The organism is Salimicrobium flavidum (assembly GCF_900156645.1).
GTDB lineage: Bacteria > Bacillota > Bacilli > Bacillales > Halobacillaceae > Salimicrobium > Salimicrobium flavidum.
Genome location: NZ_FTOC01000007.1, coordinates 139,907 through 164,477, shown reverse-complemented (window position 1 = coordinate 164,477; position 24,571 = coordinate 139,907). Strand labels below are relative to the sequence as shown.

The window sequence follows — 24,571 nt, the reverse complement described above, 5'->3', positions numbered from 1 at the left end:
TGGACAATATAATAGATTTTGTCCATAGAGAACAATTCATAAAAGATCTGGTGGCGATAGCGAAGAGGTCACACCTGTTCCCATGCCGAACACAGCAGTTAAGCTCTTCCGCGCCGATGGTAGTCGGGGTTACCCCCCGCGAGAGTAGGGCGCTGCCACATTAGCTCAGACCTTGAACACTGCGTTCAAGGTCTTTTGTATATCTTATGACATAATATGTGAAATAAACTGCTGCTGCAGTAGTAAAAGGAGAAGAGTTTCTATGCCTGTTTTGGAGCGTAAGCAAAATACATATTTAAATTGGAAGTATGCATGGTGCCTTCTTTTCATCCCTCTAGGTTTTTATTTTGTCTCTCGTCAGTCAGATATCCTGCCGTACCAACACGTATTTTACATAGCAATCACTGTAATACTGGGAATAGTAGGCGTATTTGGACTTACAAGCAAGTACGGGGCCATGAAAGTTTACGGAGGGTTATACCTCCTTGTTTCCATATTATTCGCTTACATGGGGCTGGTTTTTCTTTGGTGATGATTTCGAATCTTCTTCATGATAGAGGAGACGGAATAATAATAAATGTAAAGACTTGATCAGAACCAGCTGCCTGGTTTCCTGTGGAAGTGTCACTTATCTCTTCTCAATACCAATAAATAGCAACAAAAATAGTAAACGATAAAAAAACGACTATTACAAGAGGAACTATAACAAAGAGAGTGAACAAGATGGAATTGATCAGATGGAGTTATGCAAGAAGAAAAGTAGTCCGTGCCTATTTTGATAAATATCCGGTCAGCACGTTTTATTTCAGAAAAATCCGTTCCTATTATTACTTATATAGTTCAGAATGGAATGAAAACGACCCGGTTATCACTGGAGAAGACAAAGAGCAGATGCATCTGCTGATAAATGATACGTTAGGCAGAAGGCAGGCATATGAGAACAGAAAATCAGTACAGTATAAAGAGTCCTATCCCTGAGGACTCTTTTTGTATACGGATTGTATTAGATTTATGATTATATATCAGCAATGATATAATAAGTGAGTGAAAGTGGGGGAGAATAATGGATCCTTTAGAAATTATGGAACAGTTACATAAAGTGAAGCCTATGTACCACCCTATCGTAAGCGCCAGTAAGTTTGAGGTCATTGGTCATGAATTATTCGGAATATATGAAGATAATTATCGCTTGGACGAATTTTTTATAGATGAAAATGTACCGGAGGATTTCAAAACTGAGGTCTACAACCTGCTTCTTGAAGAAGCTCTTGATTCAGAAAGCTCGAGCGAGGATGACACCTATCTGTTCATTCATCGGAGTGCGCGACAACTACTCGAAGACAGAGAAGAGCAACTGCTTCAAAATCTATTCTCCTATGAAGAGAAGGGGGTCTCGATGGAACGCCTGGTCATAGAAGTGACGGAACATGATTTTGAGGAAGATTTCGAATCTCTGCATCATCTTCTTTTATATTATAAAACGTACGGGATTAAAATTGCAGTGCACTATACAGGTGCAAGCAGTTCGAATATAGACCTCATCCGTCAATTGCAGCCCCACATATTGAAAATAGATGCGAGACTCATCAGGCATCATTATGCGGATGGATTGCAGGATATTATGTACACGCTGCAATTATTGGCCAGAAGAATCGGGGCGGCATTGTTATTCCAAAATATTGAAGAAAGTTTCGAACTGCAGATAGCCTGGAAATATGGAGCGGATTATTACCAGGGAAATTATCTCGCAGCTCCGGATAGAACTCTTCAAAAAGTTTCGTTGAAAGATGAAATAGAACCGTCTATCTCTTCGTTCATTCATAGGGAACAGAGACTCATTGAGAAACGATTGATGTTTTTGAAGAATTGGGAAACACGCACAAAAAATCTCCTCCCGAAATGGGAAGGAGAAGAAAAGGTGGATGACTTTCTCAGTTTTCTCGGAGAAGCCTTTGAGGAAGAAAGTTTCCGTTTGTTTCTCTGTAATCAACATGGACAGCAGATTTCTTCCAATTTACGTAAAAGAAATGGAGTATGGAAGAAGGAGAATAGGGAGAAAGGTTCCAATTGGGCCTTCAGACCTTATTTCCTGGAAAACGTCATGCAAATGAAGACGTGGGAATGTGGACTGTTATCAGATACATACGCTGATATCGAAACGAAAGAATTGATCCGGACGTTCAGCTTTCCGGTCAGCGAAGAGTGTTTCATCTTCATCGATCTCAGCTATTCTTTCATTTTTGATAACGAAAGTTTACTTACCTAAGCCATCCCTTCCCACGCTGCGTTCATACCTGAAACATGGCCGGTGACGAGGGCGGAAGTGATGTTATAACCGCCGGTGTATCCATGGATGTCGAGAATCTCACCGCAAAAATACAGATGATGCATCATTTTGGATTGGAGTGTATTCGGAACGACCTCCTTAATGGATACGCCGCCTCCAGTAACGAAAGCTTTCTCGATCGGCTGTGAATCATGGACGAGGACATGAAAATGCTTCAGGTTTTGCAGAAATCCATGAAATTGCTCTTTCGATAAATGGGCGTTCGTCTGCTCGGCGGGAATGTCGTTGTTTTCCATTAGATAATCGATCATTCGTTCAGGAACAATGCCTTTGATTGTATTTTTCCATGTCTTCTTAGGGTTCTCTTCTCTTTTTTTCATATAAGTCTCAGTGAGCTGCTGCAGGGTTTGATCAGGAAGAGTGTCAATCTCGATGGTAACCGGCTTATGTCCTTTCATGAATTCTTTCACCGCATACTGGGAACACCGCAGGACTGCTGGACCTGAGATTCCGAAATGAGTGAAAAGCATATCCATTTTGTGAGTGATGATCGGTTTGTTCTTCTGATTGAGTACACTTACATCTACGTCGCGAAGAGAAACCCCCTGAAGTTTCTTTTCTTTGATGAATGAATCATCAGATAGGAGAGGCACCTCTGTAGGAAAAAGGGTGGTGATGGTATGCCCGGCTGTTTTGGCCCATTTATAACCATCCCCGGTAGAACCCGTGTGAGGTACTGCTTTACCCCCGGTAGCGATAATCAACGATTTCGTATGCACCGGTTCACTATCGGATAGATGAATGGTGTGATGATTTTCACCATATTGTATACCGTCCACTTTCGTCTGTTTCCTCACTTCTACATGTAAGGTATCGAGATACGTGAGAAGAGACTGCACGACGTCCTGAGCTTTGTTGCTTGCCGGGAACATTCTGCCGTGGTCTTCCTCTTTGAGGCCGACACCGAGTCTTTCGAAAAAATCGATGATATCATAATTATTGAAAACAGAAAAAGGGCTGTAGAGGAACTTTCCGTTCCCAGGGAGATGCCTGATAACTTCTTCTTCCGGAAGACGGTTCGTGACGTTACATCGTCCTCCGCCTGAAATGGCAAGTTTGGTACCGAGTTTTTTTCCTTTTTCGAGAAGTAATACAGAGGCGCCCTGCTCCGCTGCAGCAATAGCTGCCATCAGACCGGAAGGACCTCCTCCGATTACAGTTACGTGATAGGTCATGGTTTTGTCCTTTCTTGTGGTATATATTAAGAAATCAAGTGTGATAGAATGAATAGGGTTCATTCTACAATAATTGCAGAGGAAGATAAAGGTATGTCCAAAATTTTAAAAGGCACGATGATTCTGACCGGCGCCACTTTTTTATCTAAGTTTCTGGGTATGATTTATACGATCCCCTTTGAACAGATGGTAGGGCCGGAAGGGATCGAACTATATTTTTACGCTTATACACCTTACAACATTCTACTCAGTCTTTCGACGCTAGGGGTGCCGATGGCGGTTTCTAAATTCGTTTCCAAATACAATTCTCTTGAAGACTATGAGACGAGTCGGGAAATGTTCCGGTCCGGCATGTACTTAATGGCGATGACCGGAGTTATCGCTTTTCTGGTGTTGTTTTTCGGGGCGGAAACCATTGCCTCGTTCAGTTTGTCTGATGAGGATTCAGCGGCCGTCCTGCAGGATACGACCTATGTGATCCAAATGGTCAGTTTCGCGCTGCTCGTCATCCCTTCTATGAGTATTATACGCGGATTCTTCCAGGGGCACCAGTCGATGGCCCCCACAGGGGTATCACAGGTGGTGGAGCAGGTTATCCGTATTGCTTTCCTACTTGTCGGTGTATACATAGTCTATTATGTGATGAATGGTTCTCTTGCAGAAGCGATCGGGATGAGTACGTTCGCTGCTTTCATAGGAGGCATCGCATCTCTTCTTGTATTGCTTGCATATTGGAAAAAACGAAAGCCTCACCTGGACCGTCAGCTTGCACGACAGGGGACGTCCTATAACATCCGTAAGAAAGATATGTTCAAAGAACTGCTCGGTTATGCGGGACCGTTCATTCTTGTCGGAGTTGCGAATCCGATTTACCAGCTGATCGATCAATTCACATTCAAACAGGCGATGGCGGATGCAGGCCTTGCAGATGTCGCAGGGGAAGCTTTATCAGCTATTCATGTATTGAGTCATAAATTGGTGATTATACCCGTCACTCTAGGGTTGGGTCTGGCTCTTGCCGTTTTACCTGCCATCACCAGTTCGTTTACAAAAAAGGAATTCGAAAAAATGGATGGACAGATCAACCAGGCACTGCAAATTATCGCTTTGCTGATCATTCCTGCAGTCGTCGGGTTGTCTCTTTTATCAACAGAGGCTTATGGTACGTTTTATGGGGTGGAGCAGCTCGATTATTTCGGTAATCTGTTAGGCTGGTACGCTCCGGTAGGGCTGTTTTTTGCTTTGTTCACGGTCACCTCTTCCATACTCCAGGGTATCAACCGGCAAAACTTTGCCGTCATCAGTCTCGGAGTAGGACTTCTGATCAAAATTTCAACGAACTCACTGCTGATCGGAATGTTCGGAGCCAAAGGTTCTATCATTGCTACCGGACTCGCGGTTCTGGCAGCTGTCAGTCTCAATCTGTGGAAAATTCAAAGCAGCACCGACTTCTCCTATATGAAACTGTTTAAACGTAGCGCATTGATTTCCATACTGACGGTGATTATGGCTATCGTCGTTACGATCGTCAAACTCGTGGGAGGCGTATGGTGGAATCCGCTTGAAAATCGCGCCGGAGCCCTTGCGATACTTATTCTCGGTATCGGAGCAGGCGGAATCACTTATCTCGGGCTTGCTTATAAAACAACATTACTTGAACACGTGCTTGGAGACCGGGTGAAACGTATTGAGAGGTTATTCAAGAGATCCTGAGGAGGATTCATATGAGAATCGATAAATTACTTGCGAATATGGGATATGGCACGAGGAAAGATGTAAAGACATTGCTGAAAGGTGGCACTGTCCGGGTAAACGAAACGCCTGTGAAAAACGGGAAGGTCCATGTCGATCCTGATAAAGATCTTATTACGGTAGGTGAAGAAGAAGTCGAATACCGGGAGTTCATTTATTTAATGATGAACAAACCGGGAGATATCATCTCGGCTACAGTTGATGCCAACGAATGGACGGTCATCGACATTCTTCAGGAAGAGGATCAGATTTTCGAACCTTTTCCGGTGGGGCGTCTCGATAAAGACACGGAAGGTCTTTTGCTTCTAACGAATGATGGACAGTTGAATCACAGGTTGACTTCTCCGAAGAAAGGCGTAGGTAAAACCTACAAAGCCAAAGTGGCAGGGGAAGTCACCGAGGAAGACGTGAAAGCTTTCAAAGATGGGGTGACTCTGGATGATGGGTATGTGACCAAACCTGCTGAGCTTAGCATTTTGGAATCAGGAGCTGAATCAGAGATTGAACTCATCATCACCGAAGGGAAATTCCACCAGGTGAAACGGATGTTTGAAGCAAGAGATAAGAAGGTAACTTATTTGAAGAGAACGAAGATAGGTGAACTCGAACTTGATGAGGAATTAGAGCTCGGAGAGTACCGGGAACTCACTGAAAAAGAACTTGAATATTTGATGAATATAACGAATATGGATAGTCAATAGAGTTATAAAAAAAGGCACCCGCTAAAGACGGGTGCCTTCCCTTTACGAAACTTTCACTTTCTTTTCGGTCGTTTTCCATTTTCCCCTGCAAGGACTGCACACAAGGCCGTTATATTCCAATACGCGTAAATCTCTCTGGACAGTACGATCGGTGATACCGAATTCCTCAGCAACTTGAGTAGTCGACACCGTCCCTTCCGTTTTTATGAACAGATAGGTCGACTTGATACGATCAAGCATCCGTGTTGATGGGCGATTCAATAAATCACTCCTTCAGTAATAAGTTACTTGTGTGTCATATCCCGAGGGTTATACTTATTGTACAATAGAGTAAAAATGTCTTCTACCTTTTGAGACTGATTTAACAGAAAATTCATCAAATTTACTATGCATTCATAATGGGGGGAGCTCTTTGCATTATTTTATCAGACGCTGGTTTTCCAAAATGGCTGAGATCAATAATTCAACACTTTTCATATCAAGTATCGGAATCATTATTTTATTTTCCTGGTTGATCGTATTGGTTGAACCCGAGACATTCTCCACGTACTTTGAAGGTTTGTGGTGGGTGATGACGACAGTGACGACGGTAGGATATGGTGATTATTCTCCTGTTACAAGGGAAGGTCAGATCGTCGCCATATTGTTATACATGTTCGGTATCGGTCTTATCGGTGTTGCGATTGGGAAAATTTTAGAGGTGTTCAGTTCGTATCGTCAAAAACGGATAGAAGGTGATATTGTGTTCAACGGAAAAAATCATATTATTATAATCGGGTGGTCCAAAAAAGCGAAATTTGCAGTAGAAGAGATTTTGGAGACGGAAAAAGATATTGAAATCGTTCTGATTGATGACTTGAAAGAAGCACCGATGCTGAAGGAGAATATCTATTATGTCAGAGGCGATGCTTCTAAAGACGATGTACTCATCAAAGCGAATGTAAAAAAGGCTAAATCAGTGATAGTGTTCGCCAAAGACAGAGACTTCGGTAACTACATCTCCGACGGGGAGACGCTGCTTGTCGTTTCCACCATTGAATCGATTGCTCCTAATGTACATACGATAGCCGAGATTATGGATGAGGATCATATTCGTAATTTCAAGCATGCAAGCATCGATGAGTTCATCATTTCCAATGAAACGATTTCGACCCTGGCGGTACGTTCCGCTTTTCGTAAAGGGGTGTCTCATCTATACAGTCAATTATTAAGTCGTGGTACAGGAGATGATCTTTTCCATATTCCGATGAAAGAGCAATGGAAGACCTATGAAGATGCTTTCAATGACCTTCTGGAAGAAGGTGCTACATTGATTGCAGACGGGAGCGATTTGACCATCAATCGAAAATTGAAAGAGACGTTACCGGAAGATGCTGAATTGTATGCTATCTGTGATGAGCAAACGTATGAACGAATTTCCGGACGAGGAGCGAAGAAACGTGAGAAATAATGAAACGATGACTGAATTCGAACAGCGGCTGGAAAGACTTATCCGTATCCCCAGTGTGTATAGTGACGATTCCCCCCCTTTTGGGAAGAACGTTCAGGAAGTACTCAGAGAGTTCTTGAAAATCGGGGAAGAAGACGGGTTCATGACAGAAAATACAGAGGACTATGCAGGTCATATTGAATTCGGAGAAGGAGAAGAATTATTCGGTATACTCGCCCATCTTGATGTAGTACCTGCGGGCAACGGCTGGAGTGTACCTCCATTTGAATTGACGAAGAAGAACGGTTCCTTGTACGGGAGAGGGGTACAGGATGACAAAGGACCTCTTATCGCTGCTTATATGGCTATGAAATCATTGAAAGAGGAGGGATTCGTTCCTAAAAAAAGAGTGAGACTGATAGCAGGAACGGATGAAGAGCGGGAATGGAAGGGGATTGAATATTATTTCAAGAAGCAAGAGATGCCCGACTTCGGGTTTACCCCGGACGCCGTCTTTCCGGTGATCCATGCCGAAAAAGGTCTGCTTGATTTTCAATTGAAACTCGAAGTCAGCCCAGAAACCACGGAACAAACGACCTGTGTGCAGCAGATTGAAGCGGGCGAGCGGCTGAATATGGTGCCGGATACGGCCGAAGTCACGCTTTTACATAAGGGAGAAGAGACCCTCGAGTTTCCCGAAGCGGAAAAGGTGAACAGCAATGGTGAAGAGATAACAGTCGTATACAAAGGTGTCTCCGCTCACGGAAGCACCCCTCAAAGAGGGGAGAATGCCATTTTAAAAGCGATTGATTCTCTGAGCTGTCTTTCTTTACCTTCGGCTCAAAAAGAAGCGGTGCTATGGCTGAAAGAACACCTGGTGGAAAAGGATGGTGACGGCCTTGGTATCCGTTCGGAAGATGATGTTTCAGGAGAACTGACGATGAATCTCGGAAAGCTCTTCGTCTCAGGAGAATCCTGGGAAGCCGGATTGAACGTCCGTTACCCTGTCACGCGTTCATATGACGAGTTATTGACAAAGCTTAAACGAAACCTTCCTGATTGGATAACTTTCACTGAAACCGATCATATGCCCTCTTTGTTCGTCCCCCGGGAACATGCGGGGGTGCAGGCACTGTTGAATTCATATCGGCACGTGACCGGTCGCTCGAGTGGAGTGGAGGCGATTGGAGGCGCAACGTACGCACGGGTCCTGAAAACAGGAGTGGCGTTCGGTGCAATTTTTCCGGAAAGTCCCGATACCGCCCATCAGGCGGATGAGATGGTGCGAAGTGAGGATATGAGCCAGGCAATAGAAATTTACAAAAACGCGATATATGAATGGACGAAAGAATGAGAACCTATTATTACAGATAAGAGGATGATATAATTGAAATCAACTCATTATTTTATAGGACTCCCCGTAAGAGATGGACAGTTGATCGAAAAATTAGTCGAAAGGCAGCAGCGCCTGCAGGAACATATGGACTATAAGGTGTGGCCCGCCCCGGAGGATTTTCATGTAACGCTCCGTTTCCTCGGAGAAGTGGAGGACTTCACTTACTGGAAACAGAAAGTGGAGGAGGCTTCAACTTTTTCGTCCTTCCGGCTTCCGGTCGGGGGTGTAGATTTTTTCGGTAATGGACGCACTCCAAGAGTCGTGTATCAATCTATACCCCTCACGCCAGAACTACGGCACTTGTATGACCATTTTCAGGACGGAGCGCAGAAAAGCTTTCGTCCTCATATCACGCTTGCTAAAAAGTGGAGAGATGGGGTGCTGCCTTCTCTCGATCCGGAAGAGAGTTATCCTTGGGAAGTGAATAGTTGCGCTCTTTTCCGGATTCGCCCCGGAGAAAGCCCTAAATACGAACAGGTGGCGTCCGCCGTTCTCAGGAGATAGGTGAAAAGATGGCACAATTAATAAAACTCCAGGATTACATATCGCGTTATGAATCCAATATATACCAATATTCCAGTCAGTTCATTCAAATGAAAAAAACGAACTGGGAAGGACTCCAGAGCACCTGGAGACGCGGACAGCTGCATGAACCGGTAGAAGAAAAGGAAACACCTCCTCTGAATGAGGGATGGATGAAGCGGATGTGGAATAAAGTTAAGCCCGGCGAAGAAGAGGATATGTGGGAAAGACAACAGCGTGCTCCGAGCGAACCGGCCAACGAAGAAGAGTTGAAGCATTACTTTCTTGATCAGCTCCTCTCTTTTCAACTGAAATGGGCTTCGACGACCATACATGAAAAATCCTTTCTCGACCGTACGTATGAACAGGATGCGTTGTTGAAATTTTATCTGCAGCGATTCCCCGATACGTTTCTCCTTATGTATGAACCGCAAGTAGAAATGAAACGTGCAGTGCTTGGGCTTGATCAGTTGCTGATCGGGCCTCACGAACTCGATATCATTGTACACCTTGATGTCGAAAATGGGGTGAAGATATTTCCCGAAGAAGGGAAGAGCTGGTATGTGGAAGAAAGAGGAGTGAGGAGGAAAATACCTAATCCTCTCCTACCCCTTCAACGAGCAGAAACATACGTGCGAAGTGTGTTTCATTCGTATGGTCACACCTTCCCTTATCGTAAAGTTGTTCTGGCGCCGGAAGGGACTTTCAATAAGACGACGCGCCCTTACCAGACGGACTATATAGGAAAAGAAGAGTACGAGGGATGGATGAATGATAAACGGATGTTGAGAATGCCATTAAAACATATACAGTTGAAAACGGCACAGCTATTGCTGAAACATACCAGGACCACTTCTGTACGCAGGCCTGAATGGGAAGAGACAGAATAACTTGAAAGACGAGGTCCTTATGCGTTAATGTAAGAAAGTCTATATGACAAAAAAGAGTGACCGAAGAATACTCAACAGGAATTGAGGAATTGAAGGTGAACTGGTTGGAACAATTATTAGGGGATGAATGGTCTATTACTCCGGCAGGTGGGTCGACGGGGGAAGCATATTTTGCGAAAAAACAGGAAGGGAAGCGTTTGTTTTTAAAACGAAATTCTTCTCCTTTTCTGGCTGTGCTTTCTGCAGAAGGTATTGTGCCGAAACTCGTTTGGACAAAACGTCTCGAAAGTGGAGATGTCATCACAGCTCAAGATTGGATGGACGGACGCGAACTCGAACCGGAAGAGATGTCCCATCCGAGAGTGGCAGAATTACTCAGTAAGATCCACCATTCAAAAGAATTGCTTGATATGCTTATGCGGTTGGGAAAAACGCCGTTATCCCCCACAGATATAATGACTGATATAATGAACGATTTAGCACTCACTCCTCATCTGCGGCACCATACGGGTGTAGAGAAAGCGATTGTATATCTTGAACAGCACTGTTTTACAATCGAAGATACGGACTGTGTCGTTTGTCATTGTGATACGAACCACAATAACTGGTTGTTATCCAATAACGAATACCTTTATCTTATTGATTGGGATAACGCTATGGTGGCTGACCCCGCTCTTGACCTTGGAATGCTCTTATATTTTTATGTTCCGGAGTCGAACTGGGAAGAGTGGCTTAGTTATTATGGAATACAGGCTACCGATGAATTGTTTCGGAAAATGAAATGGTACGCTATTTCCCAGCTGCTTTCTTTCATCCAATGGCATGACATGCGGGGAGAAGAAAAAGAGGTGGAGGCACGACTCTGTCTGCTTGAAGAAGTGATGGATTAGAAACTCTCTTTCTTTCGGTTCAACTTAGCCGGGAGAAGGGGAGTTTTTATAATGGAAGAAGAGACTAAAAGGCTGTTCAAACGTAACAGAACCAATAAAAAAAGCTTGCAGATTGAGTTCTGCAAGCTTTTTATGACTGCTGGATTTTATAGTTCCGGTGCATATTTCAATTTATTTTCGCGAGCTTCTGCATTCGTTTTTTCAGCCAATACTTCCATCGGATATACAAGTACGCTGTAACCGACAAATAGTACTCCGAATGTTGCAAGAACTGTAAGATCGACGATACCACTTAGTAGATTCATCATTTCATCTCCATTTGATTAATAGTTTTTGTTCAGCACATATATAAGCATAGTGCAGGAAGCGCTTACAACCCAAGAGAAGAAGTAGTCTATTTATCACCGTTCATAAGCTTAAGAGGCCGTTGTAGTTATGCATCTCCTTCATATCATTGCATTAGTGTCTATACTTCTTTATACTTCCTCATAGTTCAAAATTGATGATTAATTTTTTTAAATGGGAAAACCGTGGTACGATATTGAAAGAAAAAGGAGGAGTTTTAGTGAGAATTCGTAACAAACCGTGGGCAGATGAATTTTTTGAGGAAAACAATCATATTATTCTTCAGGACCCATTTTCATATAAGGGAAACTGGAAGGAAGCTTTCACAGATAAAAAGCCGCTTCACCTGGAAATCGGCTCCGGCAAAGGACAATTTGTAGCAGGTATGGCTGCAAACTTTCCTGAAGCCAATTTCATCGGTATTGAACGGGTGAAGAGTGTAATGGTCGGGGCGCTTAAGAAAGTGAAAGCAGCCGAGGTTTCCAATGCTGTACTAGTGAATGAAGATGCCAAAGATTTACGTGATATGTTCAGCGAAAGTGAAATCGATCATCTTTATTTGAATTTCTCCGATCCGTGGCCAAAGACGAAGCACGCAAAACGCCGTTTGACTTATGAATCCTTTCTGGAACAATATAAGGAAATTTTGAAAGACGGAGGAAAGATCACTATGAAAACGGACAACCGTGGATTATTCGAGTATTCGCTGGCCAGTTTTTCTCAGTTCGGAATGGTGATCGAGGACGTCACTCTTGATTTGCATGAGTTGGAAGAGGAGAAGAACGTGATGACAGAGTATGAGGAGAAATTTGCCGAAAAGGGTCAACCGATCTACCGGTGCATCGTAATCAATATAAAGTGATAACGCTTACACTACCTCCAGAAGCTGTGCTACTATAGTAAGTAAGGAGGGATGATTATGGAGAAATTGATGATAGGAGAAGCAGTACTGACCTGGCTTGATGGAGGAAACAATCATCTGGATGGCGGCGCGATGTTCGGAGTGGTTCCTAAGCCGTTATGGAGCAAGAAATACCCGGTGAATGAGAAGAACCAGATTGAGCTTCGGACGGATCCGATTCTGCTCGAGCTGGACGGAAAGATACTGCTTATTGATTCAGGCATGGGGAATGGAAAACTTTCCGAGAAACAGTTGAAAAATTTCGGTGTCACTGAAGAGAGCCGAATCGACGAGTCTCTCAAAAAGTTGGGATTGGTCCGGGGGGACATTGACGTCGTATTGATGACCCACCTTCACTTCGATCACGCTTGTGGACTGACGGAAGAAAAGGATGGGACGTATCAGCCTGTGTTCCCGAATGCCAGAATCATTGTCAGTGAAATCGAGTGGGGAGAAATGAAACAGCCGAATATGCGTTCGAAGAATACATATTGGAGAGAGAACTGGGAAGCTGTTCAAAATCACGTAGAGACTTTCGGGGAACGTATAGAAGTACTCCCGGGATTGGCTATGGTCCACACGGGCGGTCATAGCAATGGTCACTCCGTTATCAGTTTCGAGCGGGGAGAGGATTCCTTCATTCACATGGCGGATCTCATGCCCACGCATGCTCATCAAAATAAGTTGTGGGCCCTCGCTTTTGATGATTACCCCGTTACCAGTGTTCATGAAAAAGATAAATGGATGGAGGAAGGGTACAAAAAAGGTTCGTGGTATACATTTTACCATGACGCATACTACCGTGCTCTTAAATTCGACGAAGAAGGAAAAATCGTGAATAAAGTGGAACGGGAGCGTAACTGATTTTTGTACCTCTCTATGTAAAAGGTTCTGTTATCGTTTATTGTTGATTTTCGTCTCTTCGGGTGGAAGCATTGCCCGCGGCAAGCGTCCGCCTGAATATTTATTTTCAGGGTAGCCATGTAAAAAAGAAAAATCCGATTTATCCAACATTCCTGAGAATATCGTGGATAAATCGGATTTTTTCTTGAAAAAACTTTCTGTTAGGATGCTTCCTCGGACACATCAACGATCGTACCAGTGGCACTGTCGATGAAGAACTCGTATTGAGAAGTCTCCCCGTCCTGATTGCGGGAGATTCCTCCGCGATATACATCATAGTTGATGCCGTTTTTGTTCAGTTGCTCAGGCTTCATGTAAATCCAGGAACCGCTGATCGGTCCTTGTTTTTTGAATGCTTCTTTCGCAATTTTCAAAGCTTTCTCAGGGTTGACCCCTTTTTTCGTCGCAATTTGTTCTTTTACTACATAACCGGCCAATACTCCGGCGCCTGTAGCAAGCGCTACTTTTTTCCAATCCATTATTATTCACCTCTACTAATTATGATATGTTCCATTATACTAAAGTATCCGCTGAAAAGAAAATCTAAACTTTGAGCGGGGAATTGTAGCAACCCGACTCATCTTTCGTTAAAATGGAAAGGAGAACTTAAAAAGGGGTTGTACATATATGGATCAAGAGACGAAGCGCTTGTTTCAGACATTGACGGAACTTCCGGGTGCACCTGGAAATGAACGGGATGTTCGTACGTTTATGAAGGAGCAGTTGGAAACATATGCAGATGAAGTGGTCCAGGATAAGTTAGGCGGAGTTTTCGGTAAAAAGCATGGAGAAGGCCCTCGAGTAATGGTAGCCGGACATATGGATGAGGTCGGCTTCATGGTTACGCAGATTACGGACAACGGCATGCTCCGCTTTCAGCCGCTTGGTGGCTGGTGGAGCCAGGTTCTGCTTGCCCAGCGGGTTCAGATTATGACAGAGAGAGGAGCGATCACCGGGGTGATCGGGTCCATCCCTCCGCATAATTTGACGGAGGAACAGCGGAAGAAACCGATGGAAATCAAAAATATGCTGATCGATATCGGGGCCGACGATAAAAAAGACGCTGAAAATATCGGTGTCAAACCGGGACAACCGATTGTGCCTGTCTGTCCATTCACACCGATGGCCAATGAGAAAAAGATAATGGCGAAAGCATGGGACAATCGCTACGGGTGTGGTTTGTCCGTAGAACTTCTCAAGGAGCTGCAGGGAGAGGCACTGCCGAACGAACTTTATTCGGGAGCGACGGTACAGGAAGAAGCTGGATTGCGAGGAGCTCAGGTCGCCGCGAATATGATCCAACCTGATATCTTCTATGCACTCGATGCTTCTCCGGCGAATGATATGTCCGGGGAGAGCCATGAATTCGGTCAGCTCGGTAAGGGGGCTCTCCTGCGCATATTCGATCGTACGATGATCACCCATCGAGGAATCAGAGAATTCATTCTCGATACAGCTGAATCCAATGATATTCCTTACCAGTATTTCATCTCCCAGGGAGGAACGGATGCGGGACGGGTTCATACAGCAAATGACGGAATCCCTTCTGCAGTCGTCGGAATCTGTTCACGCTATATCCATACCTCCTCTTCCATTATTCATGTCGATGACTATGCTGCTGCTAAAGAATTGCTGGTAAAGCTTGTAAAAACTACAGACGCCAATGCACTTGAACAGATCAAAAAAGGTGTATAATTTTAAAACGCTCAGCTTTAATTGTTTAGGCTGAGCGATTTTTTTGCTATAATGAGTAAATCATACTTTAAGAATAGTGTAGGTGGACGAAATGAAAATTTATGTAGGTTCTCTGAATCCTTCCAAACTGACCGCTGTCACGGATGCTTTTCCCGAAGACACGGTAGTTGAAATGGATGTGGATTCAAAAGTCTCTTCCCAACCTTTCTCGGATGAGGAAACACTCGAAGGTGCGATTCACCGTGCCAGAGAATGTGCGATGGCCCAGAAAGCGGATCTCGGTATCGGACTTGAGGGTGGAGTGATGGAGATCGACGATGATCTTTATCTTTGTAACTGGGGAGCGCTCGTCGACCAGCAGGAAAATATATATACCGCTGCAGGGGCAAGGATTCCATTGCCTGATGAAGTGCACGAACAGATGAACAAGGGTCTTGAGCTCGGGGAAGTGATGGAGAAGTACACACAGAAAAATGATGTGCGGAAACAAGAAGGAGCTATCGGGATCTTCACGAATGGAAATATGAACCGTGATAAAATGTTCGAGCATATCGTCACCCTTTTGAAGGGGCAGTGGGAGTATCACCGATTATAAAAGCGATCACGCCGGAGGCTGTGATCGCTTTTGTTCCGTTACTCATTCATAGACATACTGTAGTACGTCTATGGCCTGGTCGATCGTTTCTACAGTCACGGTCGCCTGATTCGAAAGCTCTTTAAGCGGGTGAATCAGATTTTCGTCCCTGATAAGAATGGTCGGTTTGCCAGCCTGGATAGCGATACCCGCATCCATCGCTGTGTTCCATTGTTTATAGTTTTCACCGAAATAAATGATGACGGCGTCCGAGCGTTCCATAAGTAATTTAGTCCGGAAGTTATTGATGGCAGAGGCTTTGTCATCTTTGGTCTCTTTATTTGGTTGGGGTCCGAGGATATCCTCACCGACATCATCGGAGCGGCTGTGATTCTCCTGAGGATGAACAAATTTCGCCTGAATTCCTTTTTCATCGGCTTTTTGTTTAACCTCATCCCTCCAGTTGTCATGAATTTGACCTGCTAAATATACTCTCAGTTCCATGAAACTCCTCCTTCTGATTTTTCCTCAGATAATATACCCCACAAACCCTTCTGATAATCCCTATCTTTTTCTGTAATTTCATTTACATATGTATATACACTGGTTTAAGATAAGTAAAGCAAAAGGGGGATTGTTCATGAAAGATTTTCTGAAAAAGAAAGATATTTCTCTCTCTCCGAAAGTATATTTCATCGATGCGTTGAGTTACATGGCTTTAGGGTTATTCTCTTCACTCATCATCGGGCTGATTATACAAACGATCGGAGAGCAGCTTCCGTTGGCATTCATATCCGATCATCTCATGAGGATGGGCGATCTGTTGATGAACGTAATCGTGTGGGGAGGCGCGATAGGCGTTGCCGTAGCTTATGGGTTGAAAGCCCCCCCGCTCGTGCTTTTCGCTGCGCTTTTCAGCGGAGCAATCGGTGCCGAGACCGGGGGCCCTGCCGGAGCATTTATTGCAGCACTGGTCAGTACAGAAATCGGTAAAATCATCAGTAAGGAAACCAGTCTTGATATTATACTTACTCCATTTTTGACCATTGTAACAGGGTATACGGCGGGGACCCTGATAGGGGTTCCGATTGGTTCATTTCTCCAGTGGTTCGGGGAAGTGATCAACTGGGCGACTGTCCAGGAACCGCTTTTAATGGGAATAGTCGTAAGTGTGCTTATGGGAATCGCTTTGACAGCTCCGATTTCAAGCCTCGCTATTTCACTCATGCTCTCCCTCGATGGTATCGCCGCGGGGGCAGCCGCTGCCGGTTGTGCAGCACAAATGATTTCTTTTGCCACAATCAGTTATAAGGATAATAGCTTCGGAGGAATCGTTGCACAGGCTATTGGCACATCTATGCTCCAGATCGGTAACGTTATCCGTAAACCCATCGTTCTGATTCCGCCGGTATTGGCAGGGGCAGTAGCCGGACCGGTAGCTACAGTAGTTTTCACTCTGGAAAATAATGCGGCAGGGGCCGGGATGGGGACGAGTGGACTCGTCGGTCAGATTATGACGATTGAAACGATGGGGTGGAGCACCAGTGTAGGTATCGCTCTCCTTGTCAGCCATTTGCTCGTACCTTTCACTATAAGCGTAATAGTTGGCGTATGGTTCAGAAAGAAACAGTGGATCAAGCCCGGAGATTTGGCGATTGAATCCAAATAGTGGTATGCTACAATGGTTTTTGGAGGGGTGACATATGGAAAACTTACAATCGCACGAACAATTTCAGCAATTGATAAACGAAAGAAATGTAGTGTTCATGTTTTCTGCCGACTGGTGTCCGGATTGTCGAGTGATTGAACCGGCGTTGCCAGAGTTGGAACAGGAAAACCCGGAGTGGACATTTATCCATGTAGACCGTGATGCATTCATCGATCTATGTGCTGATCACTCCATCTTCGGTATCCCGAGTTTCCTCGCTTTCAAAGACGGGGAAGAAAAAGCGAGATTCGTCAGCAAGGACCGGAAGACACCGGAAGAAATCCAGGCTTTCATCGACGAAGCGAAATGATTACAGAGGAGTTTTACCGATGAAAATGACAAGTATACAAATGAAAAGAAAATTGGAAGAGCGTCTCGATCATGATCAGTGGCGCACTTCTTTTAATAGAGATAAAGACACTTTTCGTATAGAGTGGGAAGAATCCGGAGAAGGGATTACGATAACGGTGCCGAATGTAATCTCCAAGTGGCAGCAGGACGGAGAGAAAGCCCTGGATGAACTGGAAGAACACATTCGTGAAGCACTACGTGTCATGAATGAGACGACAGAACTGGCCGGAAAAGAGAAGCAGATTTTTCCGGTTATTCGTGCCGCTTCTTTTCCTGTCGAGACCGAAAACGGGAAGAAGTTGATCTATTCGGAGCATACTGCGGAAACGAGAATCTTTTACGCGCTCGACCTGGGCAGGTCCTATCAGCTTCTCGACGAACAGAAGCTAGCCGAGGAGGGATGGACAGAGGAACGCATAAAAGAAGTAGCTTCCTTCAATGTGCGCTCTCTGGAAGTGAACCTGCGGAAAGATACCGTGTATGGCAACGATTTTTATTTCCAGTCTCTCAATGATGGCTACGATGCCAGCAGAATATTGAATGAATCTCTACTTGAGGAGATGAAGGCTGAATGTAAAGGGGAACTTGCCATCAGCATTCCACACCAGGATGTGATCATCTTCGCTGATGTCCAGAATGACGGAGGCTACGATATATTGGCTCAGATGGCAATGAAATTTTTTGCTGAAGGTATCGTTCCGGTAACATCGCTGTCCTTCTATTACGAAGATGGCAAGTTGGAACCTATCTTCATTCTTGCTCAGAAAAAACCGAAGGAACAAAAAGGAGACGATGATAAATGAATGTTTTTTACAATACCAAAGGAGTCGGGGACGTGCTCATGATCCCTATCAAAGAAGCGGATCGTAACAATCGTATGCATGAGAACCACGGAGATATCACAAAAATCAAAGATAAGACCGATGGTTCGGTCCTCGGCTATAACATTTTTCGTGCTTCCAGTCATTTTGATGAATTGGAACACGGACAGTTCCGCATGAATGAAAGAATGCTCACAACGATGAAAGATATCTTTTCAGCCCAGGGTTTGAAAGATAATTTGGACTTTGATCTGGAGCATAAATTCGTTGTGGGACATGTGGAAGATATCGATTCGCATGAAAATGCCGATAAGTTGAGCGTATGTCAGGTGAATCTGGGAGAAGAACAGACGCAAATCGTGTGCGGCGCTCCGAATGTGGATGCCGGACAAAAGGTAGTTGTAGCTAAAGTGGGAGCAGTGATGCCGAGTGGAATGAAAATCAAGGATGCGAAATTGAGGGGAGTCGCTTCAAGCGGGATGATCTGTTCCGCTAAAGAGCTCCAATTGCCTGATGCTCCTGAAGAGAAGGGTATCCTTGTATTGGAAGATTCTTATGAAACGGGAGAAGCTTTCCACTTCTGATTCCATCCACTGCTCAAGGCTTAGAGCGGGACGATCCCGAACGGACAATTTACAGAATCTTAGATGAAGCTTTACTAAACAAAAGACAACTCCAGTTGATTCAAAAGAGCAAAGAGCAAAGAGGAACCGCCCTCTTTGCTTTTTTAATGTTTTTGAAAAACACAATCCGGTCAAAAGCTGATACAATGGAAAGAAAAGCATGAAGAGAAAGAGTGAATAATTATGTGGAAACAATTTATCGATAGATGGAAACAGCTTTTTGACTCTGATGAGAGAGAAATTGCTGAAGATGAATTCAATGAGGAACGTAAAGAAACGCCGACATATCGAAGTTCTGAAGCGAAATCGAAGATGACGTACCATTATCCGAAAACAGGATCTTTCCGTTTTCCGGTTATACCCGATACATCAGTAACGGAAAATGCTACTCCAAAGGATGCTTCGAGCAGTTCCTTGAATAAAAATGCTTCCAGAAAGCAGCACGGCAAGGAAAATAACACTTCGGAGTATCGGAAAGAGCGAAGCAACTCCCGGTCTAAGAATTCGAGCGAAAAAAAACGTCCCACACCTTCGGAGGAACCGTTTGTACCTACTGTCGTCCCTTCCCCGATCTATGGCTTTCAGCATCAGAAGGCTTCCGAGGAACATAGCGGAGACTCTGTTTCAAAAGATACGGAGGTGCTCGAGGAGAATGAACTCACAGTCACTCCTGAACCGGAGAAAAAGCCATTTCATGAACAAGAGGATGATATAAAGCATCCTTTCCCGTCCATATCCGAAGAGGAAGAAGATAAAGAAGATACCGATGATATCGTTACAGAAAATCTGCACTTGTCCATCGAACAGGAGGAGACCCGACCTGTATCCGAACCAGTGACGGATCCGGAAGAAACGGAAACGGAGGAATCTGTAGAACCTGAGACGGTCACAGAAGCTGAAGAGCTTGTAGAACCTGAGGAAGATGAAGAAGTTATAGAAACGGAAGTCGTCCCTGAAACGGAAGAAGTAGTCCTGAACGACGAAGTGGAGATCGATTCATCAGATGAAGGAAGTGAAATCAAGGATGCTCCCCTTGTCGAGGAAGAGCAGCCTGGGTCAGCACGTGTGCAGAAGGATGAGGACGAAACTCAGGAGACGGTTGTCAAAAAGAAATCGACTCCTTCCGGAAGAAAGGAAAACAAGCAGAAATCGTCCGTGCCTTTCAACGTTATCATGACTCCAAGGGATAAACGTTCGAGAAGCAGAGCGCAAAAAACGGAGGACACCTCTGAAGCCCCGGCAGAGAAGGATGAGCCCGACCCTGCTCCTTCCGTAACCTCCTCGCATGAAAAAAGGGGAGAGGCTGAACATAAACTTTCAGCCCGGACGGAGTATCAGCTCCCGCTCCACCTTTTCAATGACCGGGTGACCCAGGAAGAGAATGAAGACCATATCATCCGTGAACAGATGGAACAGCTCGAAAAAACACTGCAGCAGTTCCAGGTGAAGGCGAAGGTGACGGATGCAATGAAAGGACCGGCAGTGACGAGGTTCGAAGTACAGCCGGAGCCGGGAGTGAAGGTGAGTAAAATCACCAAACTCTCGGATGACATCAAGCTCGGAATGGCTGCAAAAGACATAAGGATGGAAGCCCCGATACCTGGAAAACAGGCAGTCGGCATCGAGGTTCCGAACAAAAAATCACAGATCGTGGGCCTTCAGGAAATATTCGAGACAGACGATTTCACGAAAAGCGATTCCCCTTTGACAGTCGGACTGGGTCTTGATATCGCTGGCATCCCTTCGGTTACGAACCTGAAGGATATGCCCCACGGTTTGATTGCAGGAGCGACAGGTTCCGGGAAAAGCGTCTGTATCAATACGATTCTCCTCAGTCTTTTATACAAATCCCATTATGAAGATGTTAAGTTCATGCTGATTGACCCGAAAATGGTCGAGCTTGCTCCTTATAACGGGTTGCCACACCTCGTGTCCCCGGTAATTACGGACGTGAAGGCTGCTGCCACTGCACTTAAGTGGGCGGTCCAGGAAATGGAAGACCGATACGAAAAATTTGTGGAGTATGGAGTCAGGGACGTAGAGAAATTCAATGAGAAAGTGAAAAGAGAAGGGAAAGAAGAGGAAAAGCTTCCTTATCTCGTCATTGTCATTGACGAACTCGCCGACCTGATGATGACTTCTCCACAGGACGTGGAAGATGCTATTTGTAAAATCGCCCAAAAGGCGAGAGCTTGTGGTATACATCTGCTTGTGGCGACGCAGCGTCCTTCGGTTGATGTCATCACCGGACTCATTAAAGCCAACATCCCTACACGGATCGCGTTCAGTGTCTCCAGTCAGGCGGATTCAAGAACGGTTCTCGACTCCGGCGGTGCGGAAAAACTGTTAGGAAAAGGCGATATGCTGTTCATAGGAAACGGAGACCGCGTTCCTAAACGAATCCAGGGAGCTTTCGTTTCTGACGATGAAATAACCAGAGTTACCAATCATATGAAGAAGATTGCGCCTGCGAATTATTTATTTGAGCAGAATGACTTACTGAAACAGATCGATTCTGAAGAAAAAACGGACGTTCTATTCGATGAAGCAGTAGAATTCGTTCTTACTCAGAATGGAGCGAGTGCTTCACTCATTCAGCGCAGGTTCAGGGTTGGATATAACCGTGCCGCCAGACTCATCGATCAGATGGAACAGCACGGAATCATATCCGAACAAAATGGAAGTAAACCGAGAGAGGTTTTATGGAGTGAAAAGAAATTCGAAGAGTGGAGACACGGAGAGACCTCTTGAAACGCTCCCCTTGTGAAAAACTGTTCAATTCATTATGATAGAAGTGAAGTGATTACGATTTATATGGATAAGGAGTAAAGTCATGAAGGAGATATCCCAAAAACTGAACGGAGAAATCAATCGTCTTACGAATAAAACCTTCAAGTTCGATGAACGAATCGGTGAAGGTTGGTTTTCTGCCGTTTATTTTTTAAAAACCAAAAAAATAGTTCAAAATCATGTAGAGGATAATGAGATCACCATACAGTTCTTCCAGAAAAACAATGCCGTATTGTGTGGAACGGATGAAGCGATTGCACTTATTCATACGTTCGCTGATAACCCTGAGAGTCTCGATATCCACTCTCTGAAAGACGGAGACCGTGTGAATCCTTTTGAATCGGTGTTGACAGTAACCGGCCGATACCAGGACTTCGGATACCTTGAAGGCATCATTGATGGTATTCTTGCGCGGAGGACGTCAGTGGCTACGAATGTCTATAATGTCGTAAAAGCAGCCCGTACTTCAGGCAAACAAAAGCCTATCATTTTTATGGGAGACCGTGATGATCACTACACTCAACAGGCCGGTGATGGGTACGCCGCATTCATCGGAGGATCTACTGCCCAGGCCACGCATGCTATGAATGAATGGTGGGGGAAAGCAGGTATGGGAACGATGCCTCACGCCCTTTTACAAATGTTCGAAGGTGATGCCGTTGCAGCTACGAAAGCTTACAAGGAAGAATTCCCGGAAGATGAACTGACCGCTCTCGTAGATTATAATAACGATGTGATTACCGATTCGTTGAAAGTGGCCCGCGCTTTCGATAAAGACTTGAAAGGTGTTCGCCTCGACACTTCCCGGACGCTCGTCGACAAATACTTTCTGAGAAATGAACACCTTATGGGAACGTTCGACCCGAGAGGTGTGAACCCTGAACTTGTTTTCGCTTTGAGGAGAGCCCTTGATAAAGAAGGGTTCCATCACGTGAAGATCATCGTCAGTGGAGGGTTTACAGAAGAGCGTATCCGCCATTTCGAAGAACGGAAGGTTCCCGTGGATATGTATGGCGTCGGGGGCAGTCTGCTTAAGATCAATATAGGCTTCACCGGTGACAACGTAATGCTTAACGGTAAACGGGAAGCGAAACAGGGGCGCAAGTATTACCCGAACCCACGTCTTGAAAAGGTCGAATATACTTTTGCGGACTGAAATAAAAAGCACGGAATGTTTCGTGCTTTTTATTCATGGGGCGGAAAAACAGTTCTCCCTTTTGATTGATAAAGGAACGTGGTAAAATAATAAAGCATTCGTCTTTGAGGAAGACAGTTTCTCGGGAATTACATATGCTTTTAAATATATGGAAACACTTACGGAGGTTCTTTTTATGACTATTTACCACTTTGTTGGTATTAAAGGAACGGGTATGAGTGCACTGGCACAAATACTTCATGATTCAGGAGAGCGGGTCCAGGGATCCGATGTCGATAAATACTTTTTCACTCAAAAATCCCTTGAAGAAAAAGGGATAAAAATTATGCCTTTTTCCTCTGAGAATATTAAAGAAGAATACGTCGTCATTGCAGGGAATGCTTTTGGCGATGACCATGAAGAAATCAAACGGGCGAAAGAACTGGGGATCGATTATTACCGGTATCACGATTTCCTCGGAAAATGGATGGAAGGATATACTAGTGTAGCAGTCACAGGAGCACACGGAAAAACTTCCACTACTGGATTGCTCGCTCACGTCCTTGAAGAGAATCACCCTACTTCTTATCTGATAGGGGACGGGACAGGCAAAGGAGGAGAGGAAAGTAAGTATTTCGCCTTCGAGTCCTGTGAGTACAGGCGCCATTTTCTCGCTTACTATCCTGACTACGCGATCATGACTAACATTGATTTCGATCATCCGGATTATTTCACCAGCATCGATGATGTCTATGAAGCTTTTCAGCAAATGGCAATGCAAGTCAGAAAAGGAATCATTGCCTGCGGGGATGATGAACATCTTCAGCACATCCATGCAAACGTGCCGATTGTTTATTATGGTTTTGAAGACACGAATGATTTCCAGGCTAAAAATATCCAGGAAACGAAAGAGGGCACGACATTCGAAGTATTTGTAAGAGGGACGTATTTCAGTACCTTCACCATCCCGCAGTTCGGTTCGCATACCATTCTGAATGCTCTTAGTGTCATTGCCCTATGTGATTATGAAGGGATGTCTCCGAAAGAGATTGATGCTCTGAAGACTTTCACAGGGGTGAAGAGAAGATTCACCGAAAAAGAATGGAAAGATCAGATACTTGTAGATGATTACGCTCATCACCCGATTGAGATAGCTGCAACCATCGATTCTGCCAGAAAAAAATACAAAGAACGTTCCGTGGTGGCTATTTTCCAGCCCCATACTTTTTCGAGGACCAAAGCTTTTCTGCAGGAATTCGCGGATAGTCTTCAAGAAGCGGATTATGTATACCTGTGTGATATCTTCGGATCGGCACGTGAAAGCAAAGGGACTTTGACCATCGGCGATCTGCAGGAGCTGATTCCTCATTCTGAAATCCTATCTCTCGAAGATACCGAGATGCTACAACAGTACAGTAGCGGTGTGCTGTTATTCATGGGAGCGGGGGACATTCAGAAGTTCCAGAAAGCTTACGAAAAAAATTGAAACGGCCAACACCGGCCGTTTCTTACATATCTTCTGAAGAATAGTATTTCAAAAACCCGGAGAAAGTGTTATTCTTTTAAAAGGACTTCTGTTGTAAATAAAGAATAGTGAGTGAATGGGTATTTAGAGTTTATGTG

25 protein-coding genes and 1 rRNA gene are annotated in these 24,571 nt (G+C 44.6%); 21 read left to right on the top strand and 5 right to left on the bottom strand.

Annotated elements, in window-relative coordinates:
- Positions 1 to 46: 46 nt before the first annotated feature.
- The 3 genes from rrf (at position 47) to BW944_RS10885 (ending at position 2,266) form a co-directional block, all read left to right on the top strand.
- A 5S ribosomal RNA gene (rrf, locus tag BW944_RS10900) occupies positions 47 to 161 on the top strand.
- 562 nt (positions 162 to 723) lie between these two features.
- The gene (locus BW944_RS10890; RefSeq protein WP_076559587.1) at positions 724 to 978 is read left to right on the top strand and encodes a hypothetical protein; all 255 of its coding nucleotides are present in this window, start codon (positions 724 to 726) and stop codon (positions 976 to 978) included.
- 85 nt (positions 979 to 1,063) lie between these two features.
- Entirely contained in the window at positions 1,064 to 2,266 is a 1,203-nt protein-coding gene (locus tag BW944_RS10885) for an EAL domain-containing protein (RefSeq protein WP_084193721.1), read from the top strand.
- Here the strand turns inward: BW944_RS10885 and BW944_RS10880 are convergent.
- Entirely contained in the window at positions 2,263 to 3,522 is a 1,260-nt protein-coding gene (locus BW944_RS10880; RefSeq protein ID WP_076559583.1) for a BaiN/RdsA family NAD(P)/FAD-dependent oxidoreductase, read from the bottom strand. The two genes, BW944_RS10885 and BW944_RS10880, sit on opposite strands and share 4 nt — an antisense overlap.
- A 93-nt stretch (positions 3,523 to 3,615) precedes the next feature.
- Between BW944_RS10880 and BW944_RS10875 the strand changes: the two genes are divergently transcribed.
- Both BW944_RS10875 and BW944_RS10870 read left to right on the top strand, forming a co-directional pair.
- Positions 3,616 to 5,235 (top strand): putative polysaccharide biosynthesis protein, encoded by a 1,620-nt coding sequence (locus tag BW944_RS10875; protein ID WP_076559581.1) that lies wholly within the window; start codon positions 3,616 to 3,618, stop codon positions 5,233 to 5,235.
- A gap of 11 nt (positions 5,236 to 5,246) precedes the next feature.
- Complete coding sequence (locus BW944_RS10870) at positions 5,247 to 5,975, top strand: pseudouridine synthase (protein ID WP_076559579.1); 729 nt, start codon at positions 5,247 to 5,249, stop codon at positions 5,973 to 5,975.
- A 42-nt stretch (positions 5,976 to 6,017) separates the two neighbouring features.
- On the opposite strand, the gene BW944_RS10865 is transcribed toward BW944_RS10870, so the two are convergent.
- Entirely contained in the window at positions 6,018 to 6,215 is a 198-nt protein-coding gene (locus BW944_RS10865; protein WP_084193720.1) for a DeoR family transcriptional regulator, read from the bottom strand.
- 172 nt (positions 6,216 to 6,387) lie between these two features.
- On the opposite strand from BW944_RS10865, the gene BW944_RS10860 reads away from it, so the two are divergent.
- The 5 genes from BW944_RS10860 to BW944_RS10840 all read left to right on the top strand — a co-directional run bounded on the left by BW944_RS10860 (position 6,388) and on the right by BW944_RS10840 (position 11,102).
- Positions 6,388 to 7,425: a potassium channel family protein gene (locus BW944_RS10860; protein WP_076559575.1), complete on the top strand. Its 1,038-nt coding sequence runs from the start codon at positions 6,388 to 6,390 to the stop codon at positions 7,423 to 7,425.
- Entirely contained in the window at positions 7,415 to 8,758 is a 1,344-nt protein-coding gene (gene pepV, locus BW944_RS10855) for a dipeptidase PepV (protein WP_159438230.1), read from the top strand. Before BW944_RS10860 ends, pepV begins: the two co-directional genes overlap by 11 nt.
- A gap of 33 nt (positions 8,759 to 8,791) precedes the next feature.
- Positions 8,792 to 9,304, top strand: a complete 513-nt coding sequence (gene thpR / locus BW944_RS10850; RefSeq protein ID WP_076559573.1) for an RNA 2',3'-cyclic phosphodiesterase — start codon at positions 8,792 to 8,794, stop codon at positions 9,302 to 9,304.
- A gap of 8 nt (positions 9,305 to 9,312) precedes the next feature.
- A complete protein-coding gene (locus BW944_RS10845) occupies positions 9,313 to 10,212 on the top strand; it encodes a hypothetical protein (RefSeq protein WP_076559571.1) in 900 nt (299 codons plus the stop codon).
- A 104-nt stretch (positions 10,213 to 10,316) separates the two neighbouring features.
- Positions 10,317 to 11,102: a phosphotransferase family protein gene (locus BW944_RS10840; protein ID WP_076559597.1), complete on the top strand. Its 786-nt coding sequence runs from the start codon at positions 10,317 to 10,319 to the stop codon at positions 11,100 to 11,102.
- Positions 11,103 to 11,248: 146 nt separating this feature from the next.
- Here BW944_RS10840 and BW944_RS15155 read toward each other — a convergent pair whose 3' ends face one another.
- Positions 11,249 to 11,407, bottom strand: a complete 159-nt coding sequence (locus tag BW944_RS15155; RefSeq protein WP_200806516.1) for a hypothetical protein — start codon at positions 11,405 to 11,407, stop codon at positions 11,249 to 11,251.
- Positions 11,408 to 11,667: 260 nt separating this feature from the next.
- Here BW944_RS15155 and trmB point away from each other — a divergent pair, with 260 nt between their 5' ends.
- Positions 11,668 to 12,309 carry a tRNA (guanosine(46)-N7)-methyltransferase TrmB gene (gene trmB / locus BW944_RS10835; protein WP_076559569.1) on the top strand — a complete coding sequence of 214 codons (642 nt, stop codon included), beginning with the start codon at positions 11,668 to 11,670 and terminating at the stop codon, positions 12,307 to 12,309.
- 57 nt (positions 12,310 to 12,366) lie between these two features.
- A complete protein-coding gene (locus tag BW944_RS10830; RefSeq protein ID WP_076559567.1) occupies positions 12,367 to 13,212 on the top strand; it encodes a YtnP family quorum-quenching lactonase in 846 nt (281 codons plus the stop codon).
- A 200-nt stretch (positions 13,213 to 13,412) separates the two neighbouring features.
- Here BW944_RS10830 and BW944_RS10825 read toward each other — a convergent pair whose 3' ends face one another.
- Positions 13,413 to 13,730, bottom strand: a complete 318-nt coding sequence (locus BW944_RS10825) for a PepSY domain-containing protein (RefSeq protein ID WP_076559565.1) — start codon at positions 13,728 to 13,730, stop codon at positions 13,413 to 13,415.
- A 148-nt stretch (positions 13,731 to 13,878) separates the two neighbouring features.
- Between BW944_RS10825 and BW944_RS10820 the strand changes: the two genes are divergently transcribed.
- Positions 13,879 to 14,946, top strand: coding sequence for a M42 family metallopeptidase (locus BW944_RS10820; protein ID WP_076559563.1), 1,068 nt, complete (start codon positions 13,879 to 13,881; stop codon positions 14,944 to 14,946).
- A 91-nt stretch (positions 14,947 to 15,037) separates the two neighbouring features.
- Positions 15,038 to 15,541, top strand: coding sequence for a DUF84 family protein (locus tag BW944_RS10815; RefSeq protein WP_076559561.1), 504 nt, complete (start codon positions 15,038 to 15,040; stop codon positions 15,539 to 15,541).
- 42 nt (positions 15,542 to 15,583) lie between these two features.
- Here the strand turns inward: BW944_RS10815 and BW944_RS10810 are convergent, their stop codons facing one another.
- Positions 15,584 to 16,024, bottom strand: coding sequence for a YtoQ family protein (locus BW944_RS10810; protein ID WP_076559559.1), 441 nt, complete (start codon positions 16,022 to 16,024; stop codon positions 15,584 to 15,586).
- Between the two features lie 136 nt (positions 16,025 to 16,160).
- Here BW944_RS10810 and BW944_RS10805 point away from each other — a divergent pair, with 136 nt between their 5' ends.
- From BW944_RS10805 to murC, 7 genes are all read left to right on the top strand, one after another.
- A complete protein-coding gene (locus BW944_RS10805; protein WP_076559557.1) occupies positions 16,161 to 17,189 on the top strand; it encodes a PTS sugar transporter subunit IIC in 1,029 nt (342 codons plus the stop codon).
- Between the two features lie 34 nt (positions 17,190 to 17,223).
- A complete protein-coding gene (locus BW944_RS10800; RefSeq protein ID WP_076559555.1) occupies positions 17,224 to 17,538 on the top strand; it encodes a thioredoxin family protein in 315 nt (104 codons plus the stop codon).
- Positions 17,539 to 17,557: 19 nt separating this feature from the next.
- On the top strand, positions 17,558 to 18,382 hold the full coding sequence (locus BW944_RS10795) for a DUF1444 domain-containing protein (protein ID WP_076559553.1): 825 nt from the start codon (positions 17,558 to 17,560) through the stop codon (positions 18,380 to 18,382).
- Positions 18,379 to 18,984 carry a YtpR family tRNA-binding protein gene (ytpR, locus tag BW944_RS10790; RefSeq protein ID WP_076559551.1) on the top strand — a complete coding sequence of 202 codons (606 nt, stop codon included), beginning with the start codon at positions 18,379 to 18,381 and terminating at the stop codon, positions 18,982 to 18,984. The genes BW944_RS10795 and ytpR overlap by 4 nt, the downstream gene beginning before the upstream one ends.
- 222 nt (positions 18,985 to 19,206) lie before the next feature.
- Positions 19,207 to 21,774, top strand: a complete 2,568-nt coding sequence (locus tag BW944_RS10785; protein ID WP_076559549.1) for a DNA translocase FtsK — start codon at positions 19,207 to 19,209, stop codon at positions 21,772 to 21,774.
- An 82-nt stretch (positions 21,775 to 21,856) separates the two neighbouring features.
- Positions 21,857 to 22,969, top strand: a complete 1,113-nt coding sequence (locus tag BW944_RS10780) for a nicotinate phosphoribosyltransferase (protein ID WP_076559547.1) — start codon at positions 21,857 to 21,859, stop codon at positions 22,967 to 22,969.
- Between the two features lie 175 nt (positions 22,970 to 23,144).
- Positions 23,145 to 24,434, top strand: coding sequence for a UDP-N-acetylmuramate--L-alanine ligase (murC, locus tag BW944_RS10775; RefSeq protein ID WP_076559546.1), 1,290 nt, complete (start codon positions 23,145 to 23,147; stop codon positions 24,432 to 24,434).
- The last annotated feature ends 137 nt before the right edge of the window (positions 24,435 to 24,571 follow it).